This window comes from Microbacterium sp. NPDC057741, from assembly GCF_042798735.1.
Classification (GTDB): Bacteria; Actinomycetota; Actinomycetes; order Actinomycetales; family Microbacteriaceae; genus Microbacterium.
This window is the reverse complement of sequence record NZ_JBHVJW010000001.1, coordinates 618128-642694: the sequence shown is the minus strand read 5'-3', so window position 1 is coordinate 642694 and position 24567 is coordinate 618128. Positions and strand designations below refer to the sequence as shown.

At 68.7% G+C, this 24567-nt stretch carries 27 protein-coding genes, 2 tRNA genes and 1 pseudogene; 17 read left to right on the top strand and 13 right to left on the bottom strand.

Features of this window, described 5'->3' with window-relative positions; all coding sequences use genetic code 11:
* The first annotated feature begins 25 nt into the window (after positions 1–25).
* Positions 26–775, top strand: a complete 750-nt coding sequence (locus ACFVDO_RS03180; RefSeq protein WP_378859792.1) for an ABC transporter permease — start codon at positions 26–28, stop codon at positions 773–775.
* A 42-nt stretch (positions 776–817) separates the two neighbouring features.
* Positions 818–1222 (top strand): nuclear transport factor 2 family protein, encoded by a 405-nt coding sequence (locus tag ACFVDO_RS03175; RefSeq protein WP_378859791.1) that lies wholly within the window; start codon positions 818–820, stop codon positions 1220–1222.
* A gap of 83 nt (positions 1223–1305) precedes the next feature.
* On the opposite strand, the gene ACFVDO_RS03170 is transcribed toward ACFVDO_RS03175, so the two are convergent.
* Positions 1306–3114 carry a DEAD/DEAH box helicase gene (locus ACFVDO_RS03170; protein WP_378859790.1) on the bottom strand — a complete coding sequence of 603 codons (1809 nt, stop codon included), beginning with the start codon at positions 3112–3114 and terminating at the stop codon, positions 1306–1308.
* A 67-nt stretch (positions 3115–3181) separates the two neighbouring features.
* Positions 3182–4882, bottom strand: coding sequence for a long-chain-fatty-acid--CoA ligase (locus tag ACFVDO_RS03165; protein ID WP_378859789.1), 1701 nt, complete (start codon positions 4880–4882; stop codon positions 3182–3184).
* A 46-nt stretch (positions 4883–4928) separates the two neighbouring features.
* On the opposite strand from ACFVDO_RS03165, the gene gatC reads away from it, so the two are divergent.
* Genes gatC through gatB form a run of 3 tightly spaced genes read left to right on the top strand, consistent with a single transcriptional unit; the run spans position 4929 to position 8250 of the window.
* Positions 4929–5228, top strand: a complete 300-nt coding sequence (gene gatC, locus ACFVDO_RS03160) for an Asp-tRNA(Asn)/Glu-tRNA(Gln) amidotransferase subunit GatC (RefSeq protein ID WP_116242681.1) — start codon at positions 4929–4931, stop codon at positions 5226–5228.
* Positions 5225–6739 (top strand): Asp-tRNA(Asn)/Glu-tRNA(Gln) amidotransferase subunit GatA, encoded by a 1515-nt coding sequence (gatA, locus tag ACFVDO_RS03155; RefSeq protein WP_378859788.1) that lies wholly within the window; start codon positions 5225–5227, stop codon positions 6737–6739. The genes gatC and gatA overlap by 4 nt, the downstream gene beginning before the upstream one ends.
* Positions 6739–8250 (top strand): Asp-tRNA(Asn)/Glu-tRNA(Gln) amidotransferase subunit GatB, encoded by a 1512-nt coding sequence (gatB, locus tag ACFVDO_RS03150; protein ID WP_378859787.1) that lies wholly within the window; start codon positions 6739–6741, stop codon positions 8248–8250. The genes gatA and gatB overlap by 1 nt, the downstream gene beginning before the upstream one ends.
* A gap of 55 nt (positions 8251–8305) precedes the next feature.
* Here gatB and ACFVDO_RS03145 read toward each other — a convergent pair whose 3' ends face one another.
* Positions 8306–8902 (bottom strand): TetR/AcrR family transcriptional regulator, encoded by a 597-nt coding sequence (locus ACFVDO_RS03145; protein ID WP_378860135.1) that lies wholly within the window; start codon positions 8900–8902, stop codon positions 8306–8308.
* 64 nt (positions 8903–8966) lie between these two features.
* On the bottom strand, positions 8967–9341 hold the full coding sequence (locus ACFVDO_RS03140) for an SPW repeat protein (protein WP_378860136.1): 375 nt from the start codon (positions 9339–9341) through the stop codon (positions 8967–8969).
* Between the two features lie 126 nt (positions 9342–9467).
* Here ACFVDO_RS03140 and dinB point away from each other — a divergent pair, with 126 nt between their 5' ends.
* The 3 genes from dinB to ACFVDO_RS03125 are packed head-to-tail and all read left to right on the top strand — an operon-like array spanning position 9468 to position 11642.
* Positions 9468–10721, top strand: coding sequence for a DNA polymerase IV (gene dinB, locus ACFVDO_RS03135; protein ID WP_378860137.1), 1254 nt, complete (start codon positions 9468–9470; stop codon positions 10719–10721).
* A gap of 38 nt (positions 10722–10759) precedes the next feature.
* A complete protein-coding gene (locus tag ACFVDO_RS03130) occupies positions 10760–11077 on the top strand; it encodes a hypothetical protein (RefSeq protein ID WP_378860138.1) in 318 nt (105 codons plus the stop codon).
* Positions 11061–11642 (top strand): hypothetical protein, encoded by a 582-nt coding sequence (locus ACFVDO_RS03125; protein WP_378860139.1) that lies wholly within the window; start codon positions 11061–11063, stop codon positions 11640–11642. The genes ACFVDO_RS03130 and ACFVDO_RS03125 overlap by 17 nt, the downstream gene beginning before the upstream one ends.
* A 7-nt stretch (positions 11643–11649) precedes the next feature.
* On the opposite strand, the gene ACFVDO_RS03120 is transcribed toward ACFVDO_RS03125, so the two are convergent.
* The 3 genes from ACFVDO_RS03120 to ACFVDO_RS03110 are packed head-to-tail and all read right to left on the bottom strand — an operon-like array spanning position 11650 to position 12778.
* The gene (locus ACFVDO_RS03120) at positions 11650–12144 is read right to left on the bottom strand and encodes a DUF2017 family protein (RefSeq protein WP_378886828.1); all 495 of its coding nucleotides are present in this window, start codon (positions 12142–12144) and stop codon (positions 11650–11652) included.
* Positions 12144–12437: an ATP-dependent Clp protease adapter ClpS gene (gene clpS, locus ACFVDO_RS03115; protein ID WP_378859616.1), complete on the bottom strand. Its 294-nt coding sequence runs from the start codon at positions 12435–12437 to the stop codon at positions 12144–12146. The genes ACFVDO_RS03120 and clpS overlap by 1 nt, the downstream gene beginning before the upstream one ends.
* Positions 12434–12778 carry a metallopeptidase family protein gene (locus ACFVDO_RS03110; protein ID WP_378859617.1) on the bottom strand — a complete coding sequence of 115 codons (345 nt, stop codon included), beginning with the start codon at positions 12776–12778 and terminating at the stop codon, positions 12434–12436. Before ACFVDO_RS03110 ends, clpS begins: the two co-directional genes overlap by 4 nt.
* 83 nt (positions 12779–12861) lie before the next feature.
* On the opposite strand from ACFVDO_RS03110, the gene ACFVDO_RS03105 reads away from it, so the two are divergent.
* From ACFVDO_RS03105 to ACFVDO_RS03095, 3 genes and pseudogenes are all read left to right on the top strand, one after another.
* The gene (locus tag ACFVDO_RS03105) at positions 12862–14406 is read left to right on the top strand and encodes a glycosyltransferase family 39 protein (RefSeq protein ID WP_378859618.1); all 1545 of its coding nucleotides are present in this window, start codon (positions 12862–12864) and stop codon (positions 14404–14406) included.
* On the top strand, positions 14403–15161 hold the full coding sequence (locus ACFVDO_RS03100) for a polyprenol monophosphomannose synthase (RefSeq protein WP_378859619.1): 759 nt from the start codon (positions 14403–14405) through the stop codon (positions 15159–15161). Before ACFVDO_RS03105 ends, ACFVDO_RS03100 begins: the two co-directional genes overlap by 4 nt.
* A pseudogene (locus ACFVDO_RS03095) lies at positions 15154–15537 on the top strand (GtrA family protein); the annotation flags it as partial. The gene ACFVDO_RS03100 and the pseudogene ACFVDO_RS03095, both read left to right, overlap by 8 nt.
* 41 nt (positions 15538–15578) lie before the next feature.
* On the opposite strand, the gene ACFVDO_RS03090 reads toward ACFVDO_RS03095, so the two are convergent.
* From ACFVDO_RS03090 to orn, 5 genes are all read right to left on the bottom strand, one after another.
* Complete coding sequence (locus ACFVDO_RS03090) at positions 15579–16970, bottom strand: sensor histidine kinase (RefSeq protein ID WP_378859620.1); 1392 nt, start codon at positions 16968–16970, stop codon at positions 15579–15581.
* On the bottom strand, positions 16970–17659 hold the full coding sequence (locus ACFVDO_RS03085; protein ID WP_378859621.1) for a response regulator transcription factor: 690 nt from the start codon (positions 17657–17659) through the stop codon (positions 16970–16972). Before ACFVDO_RS03085 ends, ACFVDO_RS03090 begins: the two co-directional genes overlap by 1 nt.
* A 72-nt stretch (positions 17660–17731) precedes the next feature.
* Entirely contained in the window at positions 17732–18925 is a 1194-nt protein-coding gene (locus tag ACFVDO_RS03080; RefSeq protein ID WP_378859622.1) for a hypothetical protein, read from the bottom strand.
* Positions 18926–19088: 163 nt separating this feature from the next.
* Positions 19089–19164: transfer RNA gene (locus ACFVDO_RS03075), tRNA-His, on the bottom strand.
* Positions 19165–19200: 36 nt separating this feature from the next.
* Positions 19201–19827 (bottom strand): oligoribonuclease, encoded by a 627-nt coding sequence (gene orn, locus ACFVDO_RS03070; RefSeq protein WP_378859623.1) that lies wholly within the window; start codon positions 19825–19827, stop codon positions 19201–19203.
* Positions 19828–19874: 47 nt separating this feature from the next.
* Here orn and ACFVDO_RS03065 point away from each other — a divergent pair.
* A tRNA-Arg gene (locus tag ACFVDO_RS03065) sits at positions 19875–19946 on the top strand.
* A 6-nt stretch (positions 19947–19952) separates the two neighbouring features.
* On the opposite strand, the gene ACFVDO_RS03060 is transcribed toward ACFVDO_RS03065, so the two are convergent.
* The gene (locus ACFVDO_RS03060; protein WP_378859624.1) at positions 19953–20228 is read right to left on the bottom strand and encodes a hypothetical protein; all 276 of its coding nucleotides are present in this window, start codon (positions 20226–20228) and stop codon (positions 19953–19955) included.
* Between the two features lie 94 nt (positions 20229–20322).
* Here ACFVDO_RS03060 and ACFVDO_RS03055 point away from each other — a divergent pair, with 94 nt between their 5' ends.
* The 5 genes from ACFVDO_RS03055 to ACFVDO_RS03035 all read left to right on the top strand — a co-directional run bounded on the left by ACFVDO_RS03055 (position 20323) and on the right by ACFVDO_RS03035 (position 24565).
* The gene (locus ACFVDO_RS03055; protein ID WP_378859625.1) at positions 20323–20949 is read left to right on the top strand and encodes a LysE family translocator; all 627 of its coding nucleotides are present in this window, start codon (positions 20323–20325) and stop codon (positions 20947–20949) included.
* Between the two features lie 140 nt (positions 20950–21089).
* On the top strand, positions 21090–21611 hold the full coding sequence (locus ACFVDO_RS03050) for a single-stranded DNA-binding protein (protein ID WP_378859626.1): 522 nt from the start codon (positions 21090–21092) through the stop codon (positions 21609–21611).
* Positions 21612–21815: 204 nt separating this feature from the next.
* On the top strand, positions 21816–22193 hold the full coding sequence (locus tag ACFVDO_RS03045) for a DUF6993 domain-containing protein (protein ID WP_378859627.1): 378 nt from the start codon (positions 21816–21818) through the stop codon (positions 22191–22193).
* A gap of 123 nt (positions 22194–22316) precedes the next feature.
* Positions 22317–23996 (top strand): energy-dependent translational throttle protein EttA, encoded by a 1680-nt coding sequence (gene ettA, locus ACFVDO_RS03040; RefSeq protein WP_378859628.1) that lies wholly within the window; start codon positions 22317–22319, stop codon positions 23994–23996.
* 95 nt (positions 23997–24091) lie between these two features.
* A complete protein-coding gene (locus ACFVDO_RS03035; protein ID WP_378859629.1) occupies positions 24092–24565 on the top strand; it encodes an acyl-CoA thioesterase in 474 nt (157 codons plus the stop codon).
* Positions 24566–24567: the final 2 nt, after the last annotated feature.

Here is a 24567-nt window from a genome sequence, read left to right as displayed (position 1 = left end):
CTGAACCGGGGCTAGGCTCACGATCGTGGAGCCGTCGCAGAACCTGATCCCGACGTTGATCGGGGTGGCGATCATGGTCGCCGTCGCGACCGCTGCGCTGATGATCTTCCGGGTGCGCGCTCCCTGGGCACCGGCCGCGGCGATCGCACGCGGCGTCATTCAACTGGCGATCATCAGCCTGATCCTCGGCGGCATCATCACGAACCCGCTCTGGATCGCGCTCGCGCTGCTGGTCATGCTCGGCGTCGCGGTGTCCGTCGCGACCCATCGCATCGGCTGGGGAGCGCGCTCGGCACTGGTGATGGCGACTTCGATCGCTGCGGGCATCGCCGTCGCTGCGACGGCAGTGTTCGGATCCGGCGCCCTCGACCCCACACCCAGATACGCCCTCGCGATCGGCGCGATCGTCATCGGCAACACCATGAACATCGCCACGCTCACCGGGCGCATCTTCGCAGTATCCGTCGCCGACCACTGGGATGAGGTCGAGGGCTGGCTCGCTCTCGGAGCCACCGCACGGCAGTCCACGATCCACCTCGCCAGGCGTGCGGTGCGCGAGGCACTCATCCCCTCGATCGATCAGACCAAGACGACGGGCCTGGTCGTGCTGCCCGGCGCGTTCGTCGGCGCGATCTTCGGCGGTCTCTCGCCGCTGGAGGCCGGCCGATTCCAGATCATCGTGCTCGCCGCGATCATGGCCGCCGGCGCGGTGACCGCGGTGCTCGTCGCCACCTGGCAGGGCGCCGTGACCGCGCGTATCGCGGCGCCTGCCTGATGGAAGCTTCCGTACCGCATCGCCGCGGAGTTGAATGTCGGTATGGACGAGCGCGAGGCGTTTTTGGAGTGGTTCGCCACGACCTGGCGGGAGGCCGAGCGCGCGTTGCACGGCGGCGAGGCGACCCAGCGTCTCGAGATCTGGTCCCGGACAGAACCCGTGACGCTGTTCGGGGCGTGGATGAGCGCCTCAGGCGTCGATGAAGTGAGGAACGCGTTTCGAACCCTCGCCGACTCCTTCGGCGGCGCGACGGCGAGCGAGATCGAGTTGATCGCTGCCGACGTGAGCGGTGATCTCGCCTACACCGTGCACCGCGAGATCACATCGGCGGTCGTCGACGGAGCCCCTCGCGACTACGTGCTCAGGGTGACTCAGGTGTACCGCTGTGAGGACGGCGATTGGAGGGTCGTGCACCGGCACGGTGACGAGGAGCAGACGCTGCCTTGAATCACCGCTCCGGTCGCGCACCTTGCGGGTGCGATGGCCGGCCGCGACCCCCGCAATCTGTGCGACCGGAGCAGAGGAAGGGCTCAGTCCTTGTGGCGGGGCTTGCGTGCCGGACGCGAGTCGCGGTCGGACCGGCTGTCCCGGTCATAGCGATCGTCCCGACGGCCGCTGTAGCCGCCCTCGCGCGGTCCGCGGCGGTTCGGCACGCCGCGGTCCGGCCTGATTTCGATCAGACGCCCGGAGATGCGGGTCTCGCGCAGCCTGTCGAGCACCGACGGGTCGAGGTTCCGCGGCAGCTCGACGATCGAGAAGTCGGGCTTGATCGCGATCGCGCCGAAGTCGTCGCGGCGCAGTCCGCCCTCGTTCGCCAGCGCGCCGACGATCTGGCGCGGCTCCACGCGGTGCCGACGGCCGACCTCGATGCGGTACGGTGCGTAGTCGCCCTGGCTGCGGCGCGGCTCGCGCGGGCCGCGGTCCTCGCGCTCCGCACGTTCACGAGGCGGACGGTTGTCGCGCTCGACCGCTCGTGAGAGAGCGTCGGTCGCGGGGTCCAGCAGCAGGGGCGTGTCACCCTGAGCGACGACTGCCAGCGCCGCGGCGACATCCGCCTCCGGCACGTCGTGGTTGCGCACGTAGTGGGCGATGATGTCGCGGAAGCCCTCGATGCGCGAGCTCTCCTCGAGGGCGGCGGTGATCGCGTCGTCGAACCGCGTGAGGCGGGTCGTATTGACGTCCTCGAGAGTAGGCAGCTGCATCTGGGCCGGCTGCTGACGGGTGGCCTTCTCGATGTGCTTGAGCAGGTAGCGCTCGCGCGGGGTGATGAAGCTGATCGCGTCGCCCGAACGACCGGCGCGGCCGGTACGGCCGATGCGGTGCACATACGACTCGGTGTCGGTGGGGATGTCGAAGTTGATGACGTGGCTGATGCGCTCGACGTCGAGGCCGCGGGCCGCGACATCCGTCGCCACGAGGATGTCGAGCTTGCCGTCCTTCAGCTGGTTCACCGAGCGCTCGCGCTGCGCCTGGGGCACGTCGCCGTTGATCGCGGCGGCGGAGTAGCCGCGGGCGCGCAGCTTCTCGGCGAGGGTCTCGGTCTCGTTCTTCGTTCGGACGAAGACGATCATCCCGTCGAAGTTCTCCACCTCGAGGATGCGGGTCAGCGCGTCGACCTTCTGCTGGTACGACACCACGAGGTAGCGCTGAGTGATGTTCTGATTGGTCGTGGTCTTGCCCTTGATCGCGACCTCTTCGGGGTCGCGCAGGTACTGCTGCGCCAGCCGGCGGATGGTGGCGGGCATGGTCGCCGAGAACAGCGCGACCTGCTTCTCCTCCGGAGTCTGAGCCAGGATCTGCTCGACGTCCTCGGCGAAGCCCATCTTCAGCATCTCGTCGGCCTCGTCGAGCACCAGGTACTTCAACTCGGAGAGGTCGAGGGTGCCCTTCGCCTGGTGATCCATGATGCGACCGGGGGTGCCGACCACGATGTGCACGCCCCGGCGCAGCGCCGACAGCTGCACGCCGTAGGCCTGGCCGCCGTAGACCGGGAGCACCCGGACATCCTTCATCCGCGCCGAGTACGACTCGAACGCCTCGCACACCTGCAGGGCGAGCTCGCGGGTCGGGGCCAGTACGAGCACCTGCGGCGTCTTCTGGCTGAGGTCGAGGTTCTCGAGCACGGGCAGTGCGAACGCCGCGGTCTTCCCCGTCCCGGTCTGCGCGGTGCCGAGCACGTCGCGCCCCTGCAGCAGCAGCGGGATCGTCGCCGCCTGGATCGGCGAGGGCGTCTCGTAGCCGAGGTCATGGATGGCCTTCAGCACCGGCCCGGTGATGCCGATCTCGTCGAATCCGGGGGTGGCGGGCGTCTCGGCCTCGGCAGTCTCAGGGGAAGTCACTTCCCAACCGTACAGCGCAGAGGCCCTTCAGCGCTGGGAGAACGCCTCGTCGGACGCTGCTTCCTCGTCAACCGGCGGAGTTCAGCTCCATCAGCCGTTCCTTCACCTGACGGCGCAGCACTTTGCCGATCAGCGACTTCGGCAGCTCGTCGACGACGAACAGACGGCGGGGCACCTTGTACGGCGTGAGGATGATGCGGGCGAATTCGCGCACGGCCTCCACATCGATGTCCGTGCCGCCGTCGACGACGATCGCCGCGACGACCTCCTCGCCGGAGTGGCTGCTGGGCAGGCCGACGACCGCGGCATCCAGCACATCCGGATGCTGGCGCAGCACGCCCTCGACCTCGGTCGGTGCGACGTTGAAGCCGCCGGTGATGATGAGCTCCTTGATCCGGTCGACGATGCGGACGAACCCGCCCTCGTCGATCGTGACGATGTCTCCGGTGCGGAACCAGCCGTCCACGAAGACCGCCTCGGTCTCCTCGGGCTTGCCGTAGTAGCCCTGGAACACCTGGGGGCCGCGCACGACCAGCTCGCCGGCGGAGCCGGGCTCGACGTCGCGGGTGGGGTCGTCGGGGTCGACGACACGGCACTCGGTGCCCGGCAGCGGCAGGCCGACCGTGCCAGGGACGCGGTTGTCTGCGACAGGGTTGGCCATCAGCACCGGCGAGCACTCGCTCAGGCCGTAGCCCTCGACGAGGTAGCCGCCACTGGCCTTCTCGAAGGGCACGACGAGCTCGTGCGGCAGTGCCATCGCGCCCGAGATCGCGACCTCGGTGCCGGCGAGCGACACGCCCTTCTCCTGTGCGGCGGTGAGCAGGCGCTCGGCGATCGGCGGCACCAGCGGCAGGAAGGTCGCGGGATGCTTCTTCGCGACATCCAGCACGAGATCCGGGTCGAACTTCGGGAACAGCACCAGGCGTGCGCCCATCGACATCGCGAACGTGAGGCAGAGCGTCAGGCCGTAGGCGTGGAACATCGGGAGCACCGCGTAGACCACGCAGCCCTTGCCGCGCTGGATCTGCGGCACCCACGCCTGTGCCTGAGCGGCGTTGGCCAGCAGGTTCCGATGCGTGAGCGCTGCGCCCTTGGGCGTGCCGGTGGTGCCGGAGGTGTACTGGATGATCGCCAGATCGTCGGTCGCCGGCTTCGGGTGGGATGCCGGGATCGGCTGGGCCTTCAGCACCTGCTCCCACGCGATGGTGCCGCGGACCTTCTCGGTCAGAGCCGCGCGCGACTCGCGGGCCTTCTGCACCGGGAGCTTCAGCGCCAGGCGCATGCCGAAGGGCATGCCGTTCACGACATCCACCGAGATCAGGTTCTGCACTGCGAGGTCGGCGGGGAACTCCTGCACCGACTTCACGACCTTGTTCCACACGATCGCGTGCTTCGCGCCGTGGTCCTCGAACTGCTTGCGCAGCTCTCGCGGCGTGTACAGCGGGTTGTGCTCGACGACGACGGCGCCCAGGCGCAGCACCGCGTAGAACGCGACGATGTGCTGCGGCGAGTTCGGCAGCACGATGGCGACCGGGTCGCCTGCGCCGACGCCGAGGTCCCGCAGGCCCGCGGCCGCGCGGTCGATCTGCTCCTGCAACTGGCGGTAGCTGGTCTCACGGCCGAAGAACTGCAGCGCCGGAGCATCCGGATAGTCGCGAGCGGATGCCGCCACGATGTCGATCAGCGAACCGGAGACGGGGGAGAGGTCCTCGGGAACGCCTGCTGCGTAGCTTGCGGTCCACGGGCGAGGGGGTACGAACGTCGTCACCCGTCCACCTTACGTGTCCGTCCGCGCACTCTCGTAGACTGGACGGGTGTCTGAAATCACCCCTGATCTCGTGCGCCATCTCGGCGTGCTCGCGCGCATCCAGCTCTCCGATGACGAGGTGACGCAGCTGACCGGTCAGCTCGACGCCATCGTCGACAACATCGCGAAGGTGTCGGAGGTTGCGACCCCCGATGTCGTGGCCACCAGCCACCCGATCGCGATGAGCAACGTGTTCCGTCCCGACGAGGTCGGGCAGACGCTGACGCACGAGCAGGTGCTGCAGAACGCCCCGGATGCCGCAGACGGCCGCTTCCGTGTGACCGCGATCCTGGGAGAAGAGCAGTGAGCGACATCATCCGGCTTTCCGCCGCCGAGCTCGGCGCGAAGCTCGCCGCCGGCGAGATCTCGAGCGTCGAGGCCACGCAGGCCCACCTCGACCGCATCGCCGCAGTCGACGGTGACGTGCACGCCTTCCTGCACGTCAACGAGAACGCCCTCACGGCAGCCGCCGAGCTCGACGCGCGCCGTGCGGCGGGCGAGCAGCTCGGCCCGATCGCCGGTGTGCCGCTGGCGGTCAAGGACGTGCTGGTGACCGCCGACATGCCCTCCACCAGCGGGTCGAAGATCCTCGAGGGCTACATGTCGCCCTTCGACGCGACGGTCGTCGCGCGCTCGCGCGCCGCCGGCCTGATCCCGCTCGGCAAGACCAACATGGACGAGTTCGCGATGGGCTCCTCCACCGAGCACTCGGCCTTCGGCCCGACCCACAACCCGTGGGACCTGGACCGCATCCCCGGCGGCTCCGGCGGCGGCTCCGCTGCAGCCGTCGCAGCTTTCGAGGCGCCGCTGGCGCTGGGCTCCGACACCGGCGGCTCGATCCGCCAGCCGGCGCACGTGACAGGCACAGTCGGCACAAAGCCCACCTACGGCGGCGTGAGCCGGTACGGCTCGATCGCGCTGGCCTCCAGCCTCGACCAGGTCGGGCCCGTCACTCGAACGGTGCTCGACGCAGGCCTGCTGCACGATGTGATCGGCGGCCACGACCCGAAGGACTCGACCTCACTGCCGCAGGAATGGCCGTCGTTCGCCGCCGCCGCCCGCGAGGGCGCCACAGGTGAGGTGCTCAAGGGCCTCAGGGTCGGCGTCATCAAGGAGCTGCCCGACTCCGGCTTCCAGGTCGGCGTCGCGGCATCCTTCCGCGAGTCGCTCGCGCTGATGGAGGCGCAGGGCGCGGAGATCGTCGAGATCTCGGCCCCGCACTTCGAGTACGGCGTCGCCGCCTACTACCTGATCCTCCCGGCCGAGGCATCCAGCAACCTCGCGAAGTTCGACTCGGTGCGCTTCGGCCTGCGTGTCACGCCGGATGGCGCCGCGACCGTCGAGGATGTCATGTCCGCCACCCGTGAGGCCGGTTTCGGCCCCGAGGTCAAGCGCCGCATCATCCTGGGCACCTACGCCCTGTCGGCCGGCTACTACGACGCCTACTACGGCAGCGCCCAGAAGGTGCGCACGCTGATCCAGCGCGACTTCGACGAGGCGTTCGCGCAGGTCGACGTCATCGCGACGCCCTCGGCGCCGACCACGGCGTTCAAGCTCGGTGAGAAGATCGACGACCCGCTGCAGATGTACCTGAACGACCTGACGACGATCCCGGCGAACCTCGCCGGTGTGCCCGGCATCTCGATCCCGTCGGGTCTCGCCGCCGAGGACGGTCTTCCGGTCGGCATCCAGTTCCTCGCACCGGCGCACCAGGACGCCCGTCTGTACCGCGTCGGCGCCGGCCTCGAGGCCGCGCTGCTGGATTCGTGGGGCGCACCCCTTCTCGACAAGGCACCGATTCTCGGAGGAGCCCGCTGATGGCCACCGTCAAGCTCATGGATTACGACAAGGCCCTCGAGCTGTTCGAGCCGGTGCTCGGCTTCGAGGTGCACGTCGAGCTGAACACGCGCACGAAGATGTTCTCGGACGCCCCGAACCCGGCCAACGAGGAGTTCCACGGCGCAGAGCCGAACACGCTCATCGCCCCGGTCGACCTCGGCCTGCCCGGATCGCTGCCAATGGTGAACGAGACCGCCGTGCGCTCGTCGATCAGCCTCGGACTGGCGCTGGGGTGCTCGATCGCCGAGTCCAGCCGCTTCGCCCGCAAGAACTACTTCTACCCTGACCTGGGCAAGAACTACCAGATCTCGCAGTACGACGAGCCGATCGCCTTCGAGGGGTCGGTCGAGGTCGAGCTCGAGGACGGCACTCTCGTCACGATCCCCGTTGAGCGTGCGCACATGGAGGAGGACGCCGGCAAGCTCACCCACATGGGCTCCACCGGCCGCATCCAGGGTGCCGAGTACTCGCTGGTCGACTACAACCGCGCCGGTGTCCCGCTCGTCGAGATCGTCACCAAGGTGATCTTCGGCGCCGAGCACCGTGCACCGGAGTACGCCAAGGCGTACATCTCGGCGATCCGCGACATCGTCCGCGCCCTCGGCATCTCCGAGGCTCGTCTGGAGCGCGGCAACCTGCGCTGCGACGCGAACGTCTCGCTGCGTCCGCGAGGTGAGGAGAAGCTCGGCACCCGCACCGAGACGAAGAACGTCAACTCGATGCGCTCCGTGGAGCGCGCGGTGCGCTACGAGATCCAGCGCCAGGCGGCGATCCTCGCCGACGGCGGCACGATCACGCAGGAGACCAGGCACTGGCACGAGGACACCGGCACCACCTCGCCCGGTCGTCCGAAGTCGGACGCCGACGACTACCGGTACTTCCCGGAGCCCGATCTGCTGCCCGTGGTCCCGCCCCGCGAACTGGTCGAGGAGCTGCGCGCGGCGCTGCCCGAACAGCCTGTCGCGCGTCGGCGCCGCCTGAAGGCCGAGTGGGGCTTCACCGACCTGGAGTTCCAGGACGTGCGCAACAGTGGCCTGGTCGAGGTCGTCGAGGCGACCATCGCAGCCGGCGCGTCGCCGGCATCCGCCCGCAAGTGGTGGACCGGTGAGATCACCCGCCTCGCGAACGCGCAGGAGAAGGATGCCGTCGAGCTGGTCAGCCCCGAGAACGTCGCGGCGCTTCAGCAGCTGGTCGACGCCGGCACACTGACCGACAAGCTGGCGCGTCAGGTGCTCGAGGGCGTCATCGCCGGCGAGGGCACCCCGCAGGAGGTCGTGGATGCCCGCGGCCTGGCCGTCGTGTCCGACGACGGGGCGCTGATCGCCGCGATCGACGATGCCCTTGCTGCGCAGCCCGATGTGATGGCGAAGATCAAGGACGGCAAGGTGCAGGCTGCCGGCGCGATCATCGGCGCTGTCATGAAGGCCATGAAGGGCCAGGCGGATGCCGCCCGCGTTCGCGAACTGGTGCTGGAGCGCGCCGCTCAGTGATTCTGCGAACGCAGTGACGTGACGATGCCCGGGGCGGTGAACGCCCCGGGCATCGTCACGTCGTCGCCGAGTTCGGCGGCGAGAGCAGCAGCCCGGCTGTGAGCAGTCGAGCGATCGCGCGCAGGCTCGCGGGTTCGTGCAGACGAGGGCGTGACCCGGGTCTCGCTTCCAGCGGTCGGGCTGTGATGGTCGCCGCCCAGGCATCCGCCGCCGCCTGCAGGGCATCGTCGTCCGCGCTGCTCGGGAGGCTCGCGCGCAGCGCGCGCTCGACCAGATCGTGCAGCGCGTGCCGATAGCGGGCGAGCGCTGCACTGACCTCAGGGCGGGTGTGAGATTCGTGCCAGATGATCTCGCGCAGAACTTCGGATGCCGCGCGGTCGTGCATCACGTGGTCGCCGACGTTCAGAAGCGTCTGCACGGGGTCGCCCCGTACCGTCAGCGGCCCCGGATCCAGTGCATCCGTGCCGAGCCGCTCCTCGAGCAGAGCTCCGAGCACGTCCTGCTTGGTCGGGAAGTAGTAGAACAACAGCCCCTTCGGAACCCCCGCGGTGTGTGCGATCCGCGCGGTCGAGGAGCCGTCGAAGCCGTGGCGGGCGAAGAGCGACTCCGCCGCATCGAGGATGCGCGTTCGCGCGGCCGCCTGGTCGGTCATGATCGCCCCTTCCACGCGAGCGGGGCGGTGGTCGCCCGCCGCCCCGTCCTATTCGCCCTGCAGGTCACGCGTGTGCTGCCCGAGGTCCGCCGTGCGACGCCTTGTGCGCCTTCTCGGCGGGCGCGAGCGCCCACAGCCCTGCCGCTGCGCCGACGAAGCCGCAGATCCACGAAGTCCATGCCGGCCCCGCGTTCCCGGCGAAGCCGCCGACCCACGGGGAGATGAACAGCAGTGCACCGATGGCAGCGATGATCCATTCCATCGACACCATTCCGGGGGCCGCCATGCTCCACACCCCGGCGGCGATCATCAGCACGCCCAACACGATCATCATGGACATCGACGCTGCAGTGCGCGGCGTCGTCCAGATGCTCGCCAGGGCCGCGTACAGTCCGGCGGCCACGGCCACCCAGTCCTGCCAGCGAGTCCACCTCTTCATTGAACTCATCCTCCTCTAGGTCAGATGGCTCCCGAATCGGGGGTCGAGGCTCACTATACGCTCCTGATTGACCGGTCGGTCAAGAATCTGGGATGCGATGTCCGTGGACTCGGGAAGAATGGACGCATGGGACGCGGTGACGGATCGGGGCGCATCGTCTCGCCGGCCGGGGCGGACGACAGCGGGACCGGCATCCTGCATGTCGACATGGACGCCTTCTACGCATCCGTCGCCACGTTGGACGACCCGTCGCTGCGCGGACTGCCGCTGATCATCGGCGCTCCGGACGGGCGCTCCGTGGTCTCCAGCGCCTCCTACGAGGCGCGCCGGTTCGGCGTCCGCTCGGCGATGCCGGTGTCGCAGGCGCTGCGGCTGTGTCCGTCCGCGCGCATCGTCATGCCGGACTTCCGCCGCTACCAGGAGGTCTCGGCGCAGGTGATGGCGATCTTCGAGTCGTTCACGCCCCTCGTCGAGCCGTTGTCGATCGACGAGGCCTTCCTCGACGTGCGCGGCGTGCGGCGGCTGTGGGGGAGTCCGGGCGAGATCGCCACCCTCATCCGCAGGCGTGTCGCCGACGAGGTGGGCATCAACTGCAGCGTCGGCGTCGCGGCGACCAAGCATGTGGCGAAGATGGCGTCGACGCTGTCCAAGCCCGACGGCCTGCTCATCGTGCCAGGCGCGCGAACCCAGGAGTTCCTCGACCCTCGTCCTGCGGCTGCTATGTGGGGCGTCGGGCCGAAGGCCGCCGAGGCGCTGGAGCGTCGCGGCATCCACACGATCCGCGATGTGCGCGAGGCCGCGCCGGGCATGCTGGAGCGCGCACTCGGCCCCGCGGCCGGCGGCCGCCTGCGGCAGCTGGCCAGGGGCGAGGATGCCCGTGAGGTCGAGACCGAGCGCGTGGAGAAGAGCATCGGGCACGAGGAGACCTTCGACGTCGACGTGATCGACGTGGACGTGCTGCGTGCGGAGCTGCTGCGGCTCGCCGACCGGGTCGGGGGCCGCCTGCGCTCGGCATCCTGGGAGGCCCGCACCGTGGCGATCAAGGTGCGCTTCGCGGACTTCACCACGATCACCCGTGCGCAGTCGCTGTCCGAGCCGACCGATGTCGGTCAGCGCATCGGCGAGACGGCCGTGGCGCTGTTCGACGGACTTGAGCGCCGAGATCCGATCCGCCTTCTCGGCGTGCGCGCCGAGAAGCTGCAGAGCGCAGGCTCCGCGGGGTTCGCGCTCTGGGACGATGATGCCGATCGCCGCAGACTGGAGGGTGCCCTGGACGATGCCAGAGCACGATTCGGCAGTGCCACGATCACCCGTGCCCGCCACGTCGGTCGAGGCGACGGGCGCGACGGACCGCACCCGCGTTCGTTCGGGCGGGAGTGACCCGCGACAGCGGGCCGCGCTTCCAGTAGCGTGGTGGCATGCCCAACATCGCAGTGGAACTCGGTAAGCAGGCCGCCTCGTTCGGGGTCAAGAGCGCCTACGGCGAGCCCGTCGACGTCGACGGCGTCAGCATCACGCCGGTCGCCCTGGCGGTGACCGGCTTCGCCGGCGGCAGCGGCGAGGGCATCGAAGGCGGATCAGGCGGCGGGACCGCGATCCCGCTCGGCGTGTACGTGCGCCGCGAGGAGGGCCTCCGTTTCGAGCCGAACCTGATCACGCTGCTGGCAGTGGGCATCCCCTTCGTGTGGGTCACCGGACGCGCGCTCACCCGCATCATCCGTGCCCTCAAGAAGTAGCGACCCGTTCGGGGAGTCCCTCGACGCGGCCGTCCGCCGCATCGTCTCGGCCGTGCATGCGGTCGGCACTCCGAATCCTGTCGTCGTGATCGACGGGCGCAGCGGGGCGGGCAAGTCCACGCTGGCGCGTCGGGTGGCGGAGAGCTGGCCGCTGATGGCCCCTGCGCAGCTCGTCGCGCTGGATTCGTTCTATCCCGGATGGGATGGTCTGGCCGAGGGCGGACGCATAGCCTTCGAGGACGTCCTGCGTCCGCATTCCCGTGGCGAACTCGGAGTCTGGAACCGGTGGGACTGGGAGCACGGCATCGCGGCGGAGGAGCATACTGTCGATCCGGCGCTCGGCCTCATCGTGGAGGGATGCGGGGCGCTGACCCGCGACGCCGCTGCTGTCGCCGGCGTTCGGGTCTGGGCGGACGGTCCGGCTGAGGGCAGGAAGCATCGCGCACTGGAGCGCGACGGCGACGGATTCCGCCCGCACTGGGAACGGTGGGCGGCGCAGGAGGACGCACACATCCGTGTGCACGACCCGGTGTCGTCGGCCACGATCGTCGTGACCGTGCCCTGACAGGCTCTCAGAGCCGGGCATCCCGTTCATCGGCCGCCTGGATCAGACCCTCCAGTCGGTAGCCCAACCAGTCGTAGACGCCGTGGCGCGGGTCGTCCGGGTCGTGCGCATCGGCGTCCTCGACGCCGATGCGCGATGCGAGCACCAGCCTCAGCGCGGTCAGCGTGCGCAGCCAGGGATCCAGGTGGTCGCCGGGGATGATCGCGTCCCGCGGACGCATCGCGTCGCGGCCGTGCAGATCGTCGCCCTCGAACGCCGCGAGATCGGCGCGGACGAGCGCCGCCTCGGTGCTGCGACGGTCGAGGAGGTCGGCGCGGGTGAGCGCGGCGTAGTCCGCGTCCGCCTGCTCATCGTCGGGGTAGGCGGACGGAGTGAGCCTCAGCAGCGCGGCATCCGCATCTCGTTCCGGCGCATCCACGAGCAGCAGGAACTGGTCGAGGAGCTCGATCAGGTGCTGTCCCTCGATCACAGCCAGCGGCAGCACGATGGTGTGCTCGCTCATCACGACGCCTTCCGCACGGTCGCCCACAGCCCGAAGTCGTGCATCGCCTGCGCGTGCACCTCCATGGTCTCTCTGGGGCCGGTGGCGACGACCGCCTGTCCTTCGTGATGCACCGCGAGCATCAGCGCGGTCGCCCGCTCGTCGGAGTAGCCGAAGTAGCGCCGGAACACACGGACGACGTAGCTCATCAGGTTGATCGGGTCGTCCCAGACGACCAGCTCCCACGGCTCGAGCGGCGCCGCGGTGAGGTCCTGTTCCAGGTCGAGATCGGGCAGCGCGATCGGCGTGCTCATGCCCACCCCATCTCGTGCAGCTGCTCGTCGTCGATGCCGTAGAAGTGCGCGATCTCGTGCACCAGCGTGGTGTGCACCTCGTCGCGCAGCTCCTCCTCGGTCTCGCACGCCTCCAGGTGCGCGTGACGGTAGACGATGATGCGGTCGGGCAGCTCGCCGAGCCCGTACTGCCCGCGCTCGGTGAGGGCGAGTCCGTCGTACAGGCCGAACAGATCCTCGCCGTTCTCGGGCGCGTCCTCGACGACGAAGACGATGTTGTCCAGGCCCTGGACCATCTCGTCGGGCAGCAGATCGAGCTCGTCCACGACGAGCTCCTCGAAGGCCGCGGCATCCATGTCCATCGGAACAAGCTTATGAGAGGACTCTCACGGTGGCGGCCCCCGTTTCCCTGCTCGTGGAGAAGCGGGGGAGGGATCGTCGTCACATGGCGATTCTGGAGCATCCGGCGACGACCGCCGCGGACCGCGCGGCCGGGGCGACTCGTGCGCGACCGCGCGTCTTCGCGCCGTGGGTCGGGCTCGGCGTCGCGCTGGTGACATACATCGGCGCGGGGATCCCGTCGTACTGGGGTGACGAAGCGGCGAGTGTGATGTCTGCGCAGCGGCCGTGGTCGAGTCTCGCTTCCGAGCTCACCACCGTCGATGCCGTGCACGGCATGTACTACGCGCTGCTGCACCTGTGGGTCGGCGTGTTCGGTGCCGCCGAGTGGTCGACCAGGGCGCTCAGCACGATCGGCATCGGGTTCCTCGCGGCGGGAGTGGTGGTCCTCGGACGACGCTGGTTCGACCAGCGCACGGCGGTCCTCGCCGGCCTGCTCATCGCCTTGATCCCGCGGGCGAGTCTGCTCGCGGTCGAGACCCGCGGCTACGCCATCGCCGCGGCCGCCGCCGTGTGGCTCACGATCCTGTTCGTGCGTCTCGTCGACCGGGATGCCCGGAGGAGGGCGTGGATCGGGTACGGGATCGCCGTGGCCGTATCGGGAACGTTCTTCCTCTACCTGCTGATGATGCCCGTGGTGCACTTCGTCGCGCTGCGCACCCGGCGGGAGCGCACCACCCCGCAGGTCGTGCGGCGCTGGCTGACCAGCCTCGCGATCGCGGCGCCGCTGGCGCTGCCGATCGTGGTCGTGTCGCAGTTCCAGAAGGGTCAGATCGCGTTCCTGGCGCATCGCAGCTACGTCACGCTGGCCGGGGTTGTGGTCACACCCTGGTTCGGGCATCTGCCTGTGGCGCTGGCGATGTGGCCGCTCCTCATTCTCGGCGCCCTGGTGCTGGCTCGTGCGTCCAGGCGCGGCGAGACGCGGGCCGAGGGCTTCCTGCCCGTCCTGACCTGGCTGCTGCTGCCCGCATTCGCGCTGATCCTGTTCGACCTGCTCATCTCCCCGGTCTACAACCCGAGGTATCTGTCGTTCAGCCTGGCCGCTGTCGCGCTGCTGATCTCGGCCGGCGTCTGGGCGGTGCTGGACGCCGCCCGCCGGATCGGAGGGAGGAAGGTCATGGCGGCCGCCGTCATCGTCCTCACCGCCGTCGCCGCAGTGACCGCAGTTCCGGAGTTCGTGCGGCAGCGGACGCCGTTCGCCAAGGACGGCGGTGCCGACTTCCGCGCAGCCGCCGCCCAGGTGGGGGCGCACGCGCGTCCCGGGGACACGGTGCTCTTCGGCATCACCTCCCGTAACTCGCGCGCCCCGCGTCTCGCATACCGGCTGTACCCGGCCGACTTCACCGGACTGCGCGATCCGCAGCTGATCACCGCCTATGACCGCACGAACGGTCTGTGGGACAGGCTCGCGACCGTCTCGGACGTCGCACGCGGGCTGAGCAGCGACACGGTATGGCTGCTCGAGTCAGGCAGCACAGGGTCATCGAAGGCCGATCTCGCAGCGCTGCAGGCCGCAGGGTTCACCCGAACATCACGCACGCCCATCCATCGCACCGTCGTCTACGAGTTCCAGAAGGGAATGCAGCCATGAGCGAGAGCACCATCGTGGTCCTGCCCACGTACAACGAGATCGAATCGCTCCCCGAGGTGATCGCCCGCCTGCGCGAGGCGGTGCCTGAGGCGCACATCCTGATCGTCGACGACGCGTCCCCCGACGGCACAGGTGACCTGGCCGATCTACTGGCGGCGCGGGTCCCGGCGATCCACGTGCTGCACCGCACGGAGAAGCAGGGGCTCGGTCCCGCCTACATCGCGGGCTTCGCAGAGGCGGTGCGGCTCGGCTTCGAGGTGATCGTGCAGTCGGATGCCGACGGCTCGCACCGGCCGGAGGACCTGCCGGCGATGCTCGACGGGCTCGACGGGCACGACCTGGTGATCGGCTCCCGATGGGTGGCCGGGGGCGACGTGCAGCGCTGGTCGCTGCACCGCTACCTGCTCTCCCGCGCGGGAAGCGTGTACGCGGGGGTGATGCTCGGCCTGCATCAGAAGGATCTCACTGGCGGCTACCGCGTGTTCCGCGCGGAGGCGCTGCTCGCGATCCGCCCTGAGCTGGTGACCAGCCGCGGGTACTGCTTCCAGATCGAGATGCTCGATCGCGCCGTGCGCAGCGGGTGCCGGGTGGTGGAGGTGCCGATCACGTTCGACGACCGGCTGCACGGCGAATCGAAGATGTCGGGCCGGATCGTCGTGGAGGCGCTGCTGCAGGTGACCCGGTGGGGGATGGCCCGCTTGTTCGGGCGAGAGCGCGTGACGGTCGCACCGGTGAGGGAGCCCTCTCATGTCTGAGGGAGTCCTGCGCAGAGCCGCCGCACCCCGGCTCACCCGCCTGGCCGCGCAGCTGCTGAAGTTCGGCGTGGTCGGCGGTGTGGGTTTCGTCGTCGACATCGCCGTGTTCAACCTGCTGCTGCTTCATCCGGTCGCCGGCATCCCTGCCTGGCCGGTCGCCGCGAAGTCTGTCTCGACGATCGCGGCGATCGCCGTGAACTGGGTCGGGAACCGGATGTGGACCTTCCGTGAGTATCGCCGCGCCGACACCGTCCGCGAGGGCGTCGAGTTCCTCATCGCGAGTCTCGTCGGCAGCGGTGTGTCCCTGGTGTGCCTGGCGTTCTCGCACTATGTGCTGCAGTTGACCACGACCGTGGACGACAACGTCTCCGCCAACGTGATCGGCCTGATCCTGGGCTCGCTCGTGCGGTTCGCCGCCTACCGCTGGTGGGTGTTCGCCGACTCGTCGGCGGACGATGCCGTGGGCAGCACGACCGTCGCCGTCGCTCCGACGCCCGGGCGGTCGTCGAGGGACGCGGAGCCGCCGGCGAGCGTCGCCAGCCGGGCGACGATGGCGAGCCCGAGCCCGCCCCCGGAGTAGGACGAGGACGGCCCACGGACGAAGCGCTCGAAGGCCCGGTCGGCGATCGCGGGGTCGAGTCCGCCGGCGTCATCCTCGACAGTGAGCGTCAATGCGTCCATCTTCTGGGTGAGCGCCACCAGCACGCGCACGTCGCGGCCGCTCGCTGCGCCGATCGCGTTATCCACGAGATTGTCGATCACCCGCCCGAAGTCGGACGCCGCGATGCGCACGACTGCGGACGGCTCGGAGGTCTCGATGCGGAAGTCGACGTCGACCTCGCGCGCTCCCGCATCCTCGGCCGCGCGCAGGCGGATGCTGTCGATGCGCTCGGTGAGCTCGGCCGCGAGCTCCTCGACGATGGCCGCGCCACCGGCATCCGCCGCTTCGATCCGAGACAGCTGCAGGAGGGAGTCCGCGATGCGCGCGAGCCGCGCGAGCGTGTCACGTGCGTCGTCCAGCACCGCGGCATCCGCGGCGGGATCCGTGCCGTCGACGAGTGCGAGCTGCGACTGCAGCACGGCGAGAGGATTGCGCAGCTCGTGACTGGCGTCCGACACCATCTGCCGCTCGCGCTCGCTCGCGGAGCGCATGCGCTCGAGGAGGTCGTTCAGAGTCTGGGCGAGGGCGTTGAGCTCATCCTTCGCCTCGCCGACCGGCAGGAGGTCGTCGCGGCGGCGGACAGCGAGCGACTCCGCACTGCGGCGGAGCTGCTCGACGGGCCGCAGTGCGGCACCGGAGACGAACCACGAGCCGAGGGCGAACACCACTGCGCCCACGGTGAGGATCGTCAGGAGCAGCTTCTCGACGCCGCCGAGGACGTCTTCGCCTATGTCCGTGTCGCGGGTCGCGATCACGTACCAGGTGCCCTCTGCCGTCTTCACGGGATCGACGTAGACGTAGTACGTCTCCTTCGAGGTGCGGACACTGCGCAGACCCGAGCCCTCCGCGATCATCTCCTCCAGGCGATCCTGAAGCCGCTTCGGCAACGTGTTCATGCGCGTCGTGCCCGAGGGGTCGACCACGGCGACATGCTGCTTGATGCCGGGCTTCTCGAAGTGCTCCTGCGGGTCCTCCTGGATCACGCCGCGGTACACCTCGGTGATCCCGTGCAGCACAGCCTTCTCACGTGCCTCCACGATCACGGTGATCTGCGCGTAGACGGCGATCGACGCCGCGATGAGGAGCAGCACGGCCACGACGGTCGAGCCGATCGTGATGCGCGCACGCACCGACAGCCGGGACAGCATCAGGGAGCCTCGACCTGCCGGGGATCCGTGAGCCGGAAGCCGACGCCGCGCTCCGTGTCGATCCGCATCTCCGAACCGGCGGCGGTGAGCTTCCTGCGCACGTAGCGCACGTACTGATCGACGACGTTGGACTGGAAGTGCGGGGATCCCCACACATCTGTCAGCAGGTCCGCGCGCGAGACGGTGCTGCCCGGATGCTCCGCGAGGACGCGGAGCAGGTCAGCCTCGCGCCGGCTGAGAGGATGGTCACGTCCGGCGACGGTGAGGATGCCGCGATCGGTGCTGAGCGTGAGATCGCCGTACTGGATGCGAGTGGAGGTCAGGCCCTCTCGGCGGCGAAGCGCCCGCAGCCTGGCGTACAGCTCGGCGAAGTCGAAGGGCTTGATGAGATAGTCGTCGGCGCCGGCATCGAGTCCGCGGACCCTGTCGTCGATCGCGTCACGGGCGGTCAGCATGAGGATGCCGAGCCCCGTGGTCTGCTGTCGAAGACGACGGCAGAGCTCGAAACCGTTCATCCCCGGCAGGTTCGCGTCGACGATCGCCAGGTCGAAGTCGTCGTTCGCCGCGAGCGTCAGAGCGGCGATGCCGTCGATCGCAGAGGCTGTCTCGTAGCCCTCGCGGGACAGGTGCCTCGCTATGAGGTCTGCGAGCTGCGGTTCGTCGTCGACGACGAGCACCCTGGTGGTCACAGCGGGATTCTACGTGAGGGGCGCGCGAAAGCGGGCCGGACGAGCATCGCGTCCGACCCGCCTTCGTGTGGCTCAGCGAGCGTCGGGAGCGACGATCTCGGGAAGCACGGCCTCGAACTTTGCGTCGAACGCGAGGGCGCCGAGCTTGTGGCCCTGGTTGGCCGCCTGGGCGACCACGGTGGCGCCGAAGGTGGAGCTCTTCAGGCGCTGGTTCGGGGTGCCGTGGTGGCCGTCGTTGGTGAAGGCGCAGTCCCCGACGTTGTAGAACGATGCCTCGACGTCGAGCGTGCGCGCGGTGTTCAGAGCGCCGCCGCGGGCGTGCACCAGGTAGTAGGTGCCGTACGCGTCCGCCATCAGCTCGGTGCGACGGGTCGCCTCGGGGCCGGTCAGGGGCGACTCGAACAGGTTGTTCGCGTACTGCACCTGGTGGCCGTACTCGTGTGCGAGCACCCCGAGCGGAGCAGCCTTGTCCTGCAGGCCGACACCGCGCAGGCCCGCGAGGACGCCGTCGCCCATGACGATGCGCTTGGTGAGGCCGGGGAACTCTGCGACATCCTCGGGCGCCGGGTCGAACGCGAACGCGTTGAACGTGAAGTACGGGTTGTCACCCTGACGCAGTCCGGGCTGGCTGAAGATCAGTTCCTGGACGTATTCGGCGACGTCACGCGCGGTGGCGGCGTCGAGACCGTACAGGGCGGTGTAGACGCGCACCATACGATCGATCGAGCGGTAGGTGTCGCCCTTCATCGGGATCAGCTGGATGTCGGAACCGTCGAAGTCCCAGAACTTCTTCAGGCCGTCCATCGTGCGGTTGAGCTCGTTCGTGTACGAGCCGTCGAGACCGAACACGTTCCGCTTGTCCTGCGAGCCGAAGATGAGAGCGTCGTAGGTCGCGAGGTCGAAGCCGGCGAGGTCGTCGATCGCCTTCATCGTCGGCCGATCGACGCCTGCGAGCTCGCTCGTCAGCCAGCCGTCGATGGGGGTGGCGCTGCACTGGTAATCACCGGGGTTGATCACGCTCTCAGCCCGGTCGGCCCACGTGGTCTCGTCCAGTCCGAAGCGCGCCCGTGCGTCGGCGACGCGCGCGGACCAGTCCGCGGGCAGTTCCGCACGCAGCGACTCGAGCTGCGATGCGGACGCGGTCGCGGCGGTGGTCGATGCAGTGGTGGGGACGGAGGTGTCCGCCATCGCGGCCGGCGCGAGGCTGAGGCCGAGAGCGACGGCGAGTCCTGCGGCGAGGGCGCAGGATGTCGACTTCTTGAACATGTTGTGTTCTCCCATGTGAGAGCGGCCGACGCTGTTGTCGGGCGCATGAGTCCGAACCTATCGGCATGCATCCGGGCGAATACAGCAGCACCGGCGTGTCGCGGTGGCGGTGTCGGAAGGGAGACGAGAAAGGAGCGGGATGCTTCTGCATCCCGCTCCTTGTTGGGGTGAGTAACGGGGCTTGAACCCGCGACCCCCGCGACCACAACGCGGTGCTCTACCAGCTGAGCTATACCCACCATGTGCCTGCCGGAACAGGCAACCGCTCAAGTGTATTACATGTTTTGAGTGAACTCTGACACGGTGCGCTCCGAGATGGCTCGAGCCTCGTCGGTGGACGGCCCGGGCTCGTCCACGAACACCGCTTCGCGGTAGTACTGCAGCTCGCGGATGGACTCCAGGATGTCGGCGAGGGCGCGGTGTCCGCCGTCCTTCGCAGGCGCGTTGAAGAACACCCGCGGGTACCAGCGGCGGGACAGTTCCTTGATGCTGGACACGTCGACATTGCGGTAGTGCAGGTACTGATCGAGCTCGGGCATGTACTTCGCGAGGAACATGCGGTCGGTGCCGATCGTGTTGCCGGCCAACGGCGCCTTGCGCTCCTGCGGCACGAACCGGCGGATGTATGCCAGCGTCTGTGCGGTCGCCTCGGTGAGGGGAACACCCTGTGGGATCTCCTCGATCAGGCCGGAGGTGCGGTGCATCTCGGTTACGAAATCGTTCATGTGCTCGAGCGCGGCGTCGCTGGGCCTGATCACGATGCTGAATCCGGGATCGAGGGGTTTCAGAGTGAAATCCGTGACGACGACGGCGATCTCGACGAGCTCATCCACCGCGAGGTCGAGCCCGGTCATCTCGCAGTCGATCCAGACGAGCCGGTCGTTCTCTGACGCAGAAACCATGCGTCGATCTTATCGACGGGTTCCGACACGGTAATCTGAGGATTCGCGCCCCCTTAGCTCAGAGGAAGAGCATCGGCTTTCTAATCCGTTGGTCGCAGGTTCGAATCCTGCAGGGGGCACCCCGTTCAGAATCGCAGCGCCGAGACCGCGTCATCGGCGTCCCAGAACTCACCGACCAGCAGGAAGACGCCGGTGGTCGTCTGCAGACGCTCGGCGCGGTAGCGGATGCCGAGGGGATCGGCGACGACGCGCAGATGGCCGCGGATGCCGCCCTTCTCGTCGATCACTCGCCAGAGTCGATCGCCCGCTCGCTGCAGGCTCTCGCGGCCGCGTCTGATGGTCGGGGCTGTCCAGGGCAGGGCGAGTACAGGGGTTCCGGTGGGGCGTTCGGCGGTGATCATGATGTCGTCTCCTCTCACCTTCGAACATAGAGACGGCCACCGACATCGCCCCGCCGGATGTGCGATGGACCCCGCTGCTCCCTACACTGTGCTGGTGACGTGGACGACCTGGCTCTCTCTGCTGGTCGCGTGCATGGTGATCAGCCTCACGCCGGGCGCCGGAGCGATCAACACGATGACCAACGCGCTGAACCAGGGCTGGCGGCGCTCGCTCTGGGGGGTCGCGGGGCAGCAGGCGGCGCTGGTCGTGCACGTGGCGATCGTCGCCGCCGGCGTCGGACTGCTGGTGGCGAAGTCGCCGATCCTCTTCGAGACGATCCGATACCTCGGCGCCGCGTACCTGGTCTTCCTCGGCATCCGGCTGATGCTCACCCGACCGCGGGCGGGGGAGGAGGGGGCGCTCGTGCCGGTCTCGCGCGAGGGCGGCTGGTCGATGTTCCGCCGAGGATTCTGGGTGAATCTGCTCAACCCGAAGGCGATCGTCTTCTTCATCGCCTTCGTGCCGCAGTTCATCCGTCCGGGTCACGACCCGCTGCCGCAGTACCTGATCCTGATCGTGACGGTGATGGTCGTCGACGTGCTCGTGATGTGGTTCTTCTTCGCTGCGGCCGCCAAGTCCTTCCGCAGGTTCACGTCGAGCCTGCGCGGCCAGCGCGTGCTGAACCTCGTGTTCGGAGCACTCTTCATCGCGGTCGCTGCGCTCCTGCTGTTCGTGCGCTGACGCCGCGTCGACTCGTCCTGCACAGTGGCGGGATCTCGCGGGCTCTGCACAGACAGGGGTTTTCCGGCGTCTGTTCGGCGACGGGCTCCGGCACGCTGGTGCGATCCGGGCTCAGACCCGGGCTCACGAAGGAGAACGACATGTCCGACACAGTGACGATCCTGGGCAACGTGGCCAGCGATCCGCTGCGCAACACGACGAACCGCGGCGATGCGGTGATCAGGTTCCGGTTGGCATCCCCGCACCGCTGGCTCGACCGCAGCACCGGGGCCTGGAACGAGGGCGACCCCAACTGGTACGACGTCTCCGCGTTCCGCCAGCTCGCTGAGAACGTGAGGGCATCGCTGCACACCGGCGACCCCGTGATCGTCACCGGGCGGCTCAAGGTGCGCAGGTGGGAGGCGAACGGCAAGTCCGGGACGGCGGTGGAGATCGAGGCGGATGCGATCGGCCACAACCTGAAGCATGGCGCGAGCGCGTTCGTGAAGCCGCACCGGGCCTCGGCGTCGGACGCCGTCGACCGCTTTGCGTCGCCGTCGGACGAGGATGCGCCGGATTCCGGTGCGGCAGCCCCCTCCAACGTCGAGGCGTCCTGGTCGGTGCCCTCGGAAGAGCCCGACGAGGCGGTCGCGTCCTCGTTCCCGGAGCTCCTCCCGACGTGACGCGCGCCCAGATACGCGCGGCGTACGAGGCCGGGCGTCTCCGGGACCCGAACCCGGAGGCGCCCCTCTTAGACTCGGAGGGTGCATCGTGGACCGTCCGCCCTCTCGCGACGCTGCCTGTGCGTCATCGCCCTGTCGGCCGGACTTCTCCTGACCGCAGCATGCGCGCCTGTTCCAGCGCCCACACCGCGTGCCACGGAGCAGATGGCGTCACCCTCACCTGAGCCCAGCGCGACGCCCACGGCTCCCGCGCTGCATGCCGATGGCACGGCCGCCGACAACCTGCCTCTGTTCGCCGAGATCACCGCGCAGGTGTGGGCGTCGGGCAAGCGCGCTGAGGGCCGGGCGTACATCGACGCACTCGTCGCCGCCGGTTTCCCGCGAGATCGGATGCAGGTCACCGAGGATGAGACGACGGTCGGCAACCCGGTGGAGAGCCTGCAGTTCTCCGTCGCGTGGGGCGACGCGGAGTGCCTGGCCGGCCAGGTCGGCCCGTCCACCGGGGCGCCCGTGACGAAGGTGCTTCCTCAGCTCGCCGAGGGCCGTTGCCTGGTGGGCGCGACGAGGCCGATCGACTGGTGATCATGCCCCCGCGGTCGTGGGGCTCGCGTTCCGGCGAAGGCCGGTAGGCTGGTGTGTCGGTGTGCGTCGACACCGCTGACGCGCACCCCACATGCACACCCGCCGAAAGTTAGGGGCTCCTCCGTGGCCGAGTACATCTACTCCATGGTCCGCGCACGAAAGGCCGTGGGCGACAAGCTCATCCTCGATGACGTGACGATGGCGTTCCTGCCCGGCGCGAAGATCGGCATGGTCGGCCCTAACGGCGCCGGCAAGTCGACGATCCTGAAGATCATGGCAGGCCTCGACACGCCGTCCAACGGCGAGGCCAAGCTCACCCCGGGCTTCACCGTCGGCATCCTCATGCAGGAGCCCGAGCTCGACGAGTCCAAGACGGTGCTGGAGAACATCCAGGACGGCATCGCGATCAAGGCGAAGGTCGACCGCTTCAACGAGATCTCCGCTCTGATGGCAGACCCCGACGCCGATTTCGACGCCCTGCTGGCCGAGATGGGCACGCTGCAGGAGGAGATCGACGCCGCAGACGGCTGGGACCTCGACTCCCAGCTGGAGCAGGCGATGGACGCGCTGCGCACACCGCCCGGCGACGCCGAGATCGCACCGCTCTCGGGTGGTGAGAAGCGTCGCGTGGCGCTGGCGAAGCTGCTGCTGCAGAAGCCCGACCTGCTGCTGCTCGACGAGCCCACCAACCACCTCGACGCCGAGAGCGTGCTCTGGCTCGAGCAGCACCTGCAGTCGTACAAGGGCGCCGTCATCGCGGTCACCCACGACCGGTACTTCCTCGACCACGTCGCGGAATGGATCGCCGAGGTCGACCGCGGCCGTCTGATCGGCTACGAGGGCAACTACTCGACCTACCTCGAGAAGAAGGCCGAGCGCCTCGATGTCCAGGGCAAGAAGGACGCCAAGCTCGCCAAGCGCCTGAAGGACGAGCTCGAGTGGGTGCGCTCCAGCGCCAAGGGCCGTCAGACCAAGTCGAAGGCCCGTCTGGCCCGGTACGAGGAGATGGCCGCCGAGGCCGAGCGGACCCGGAAGCTCGACTTCGAGGAGATCCAGATCCCCGCCGGTCCTCGTCTCGGCAACGTGGTGATCGAGGCGAAGAACCTGCAGAAGGGCTTCGGCGACCGCACGCTCATCGACGGTCTCAGCTTCAGCCTGCCGCCGAACGGCATCGTCGGCGTGATCGGCCCGAACGGCGTCGGCAAGACCACGCTGTTCAAGACCATCGTGGGCCTCGAGCCGCTCGACGGCGGCGACCTGAAGGTCGGCGAGACCGTCAAGATCAGCTACGTCGACCAGTCCCGCGCGAACATCGATCCGAACAAGACGCTGTGGGAGGTCGTCTCCGACGGACTCGACTTCATCACCGTCGGCAAGATCGAGATCCCCTCGCGAGCCTACGTTTCGAAGTTCGGCTTCAAGGGACCGGACCAGCAGAAGAAGGCCGGTGTGCTCTCCGGTGGTGAGCGCAACCGCCTGAACCTGGCGCTGACGCTCAAGGAGGGCGGCAACCTGCTGCTGCTCGACGAGCCGACCAACGACCTCGACGTCGAGACCCTGAGCTCGCTCGAGAACGCGCTGCTCGAGTTCCCCGGCTGCGCCGTGGTCATCACCCACGACCGGTGGTTCCTGGACCGCATCGCGACCCACATCCTCGCCTATGAGGGCACGGACGAGAACCCCGCCCAGTGGCACTGGTTCGAGGGCAACTTCGAGTCCTACGAGGCGAACAAGATCGAGCGCATGGGCCCGGAGGCGGCGCGTCCGCACCGCACCACCCACCGCAAGCTGCACCGCGACTGATCCCTCGCCCGAGGCTCTGAACATCGCTTCGCGCTGTTCGGGGCCTCGGGGCGTGGAACCCCTCGAACTGGATCATTCAGGCAAAGGAGACACCCTTGGCCGAGCACCTGCACCTTCCGGTGCACCTGCGCTGGGGAGACCTGGACGCGTACAACCACGTCAACAACACCTCGATGCTCAAACTTCTCGAGGAGGCGCGGGTGCGCGCGTTCTGGATCCCCGGCGACGGGGAGGACGCACCGCCGACCGCGATCCTCGATCCCGGCATCAGTCAGGGCATGCTCACACTTGTCGCCCGGCAGGAGATCGAGTACGTCGCCCCGGTGCCGTATCAGCGGCATCCGCTCGACGTGGAGATGTGGTTCGGCAAGATCGGCGGCTCCAGCATGGAGGTCTGCTACGAGGTGCACAGCCCGCAGGCGACGCCGGAGCGCACCCTCTACGCGCGCTCGATGGCCGTGATCGTGCTGGTGGACGCCGTCAGCGGCCGTCCCACCCGCATCACACCGGAGATGCGCGAGGCCTGGGGCCCGTACATCGACGAGCCGATCCGCTACGCGCACCGCTGACG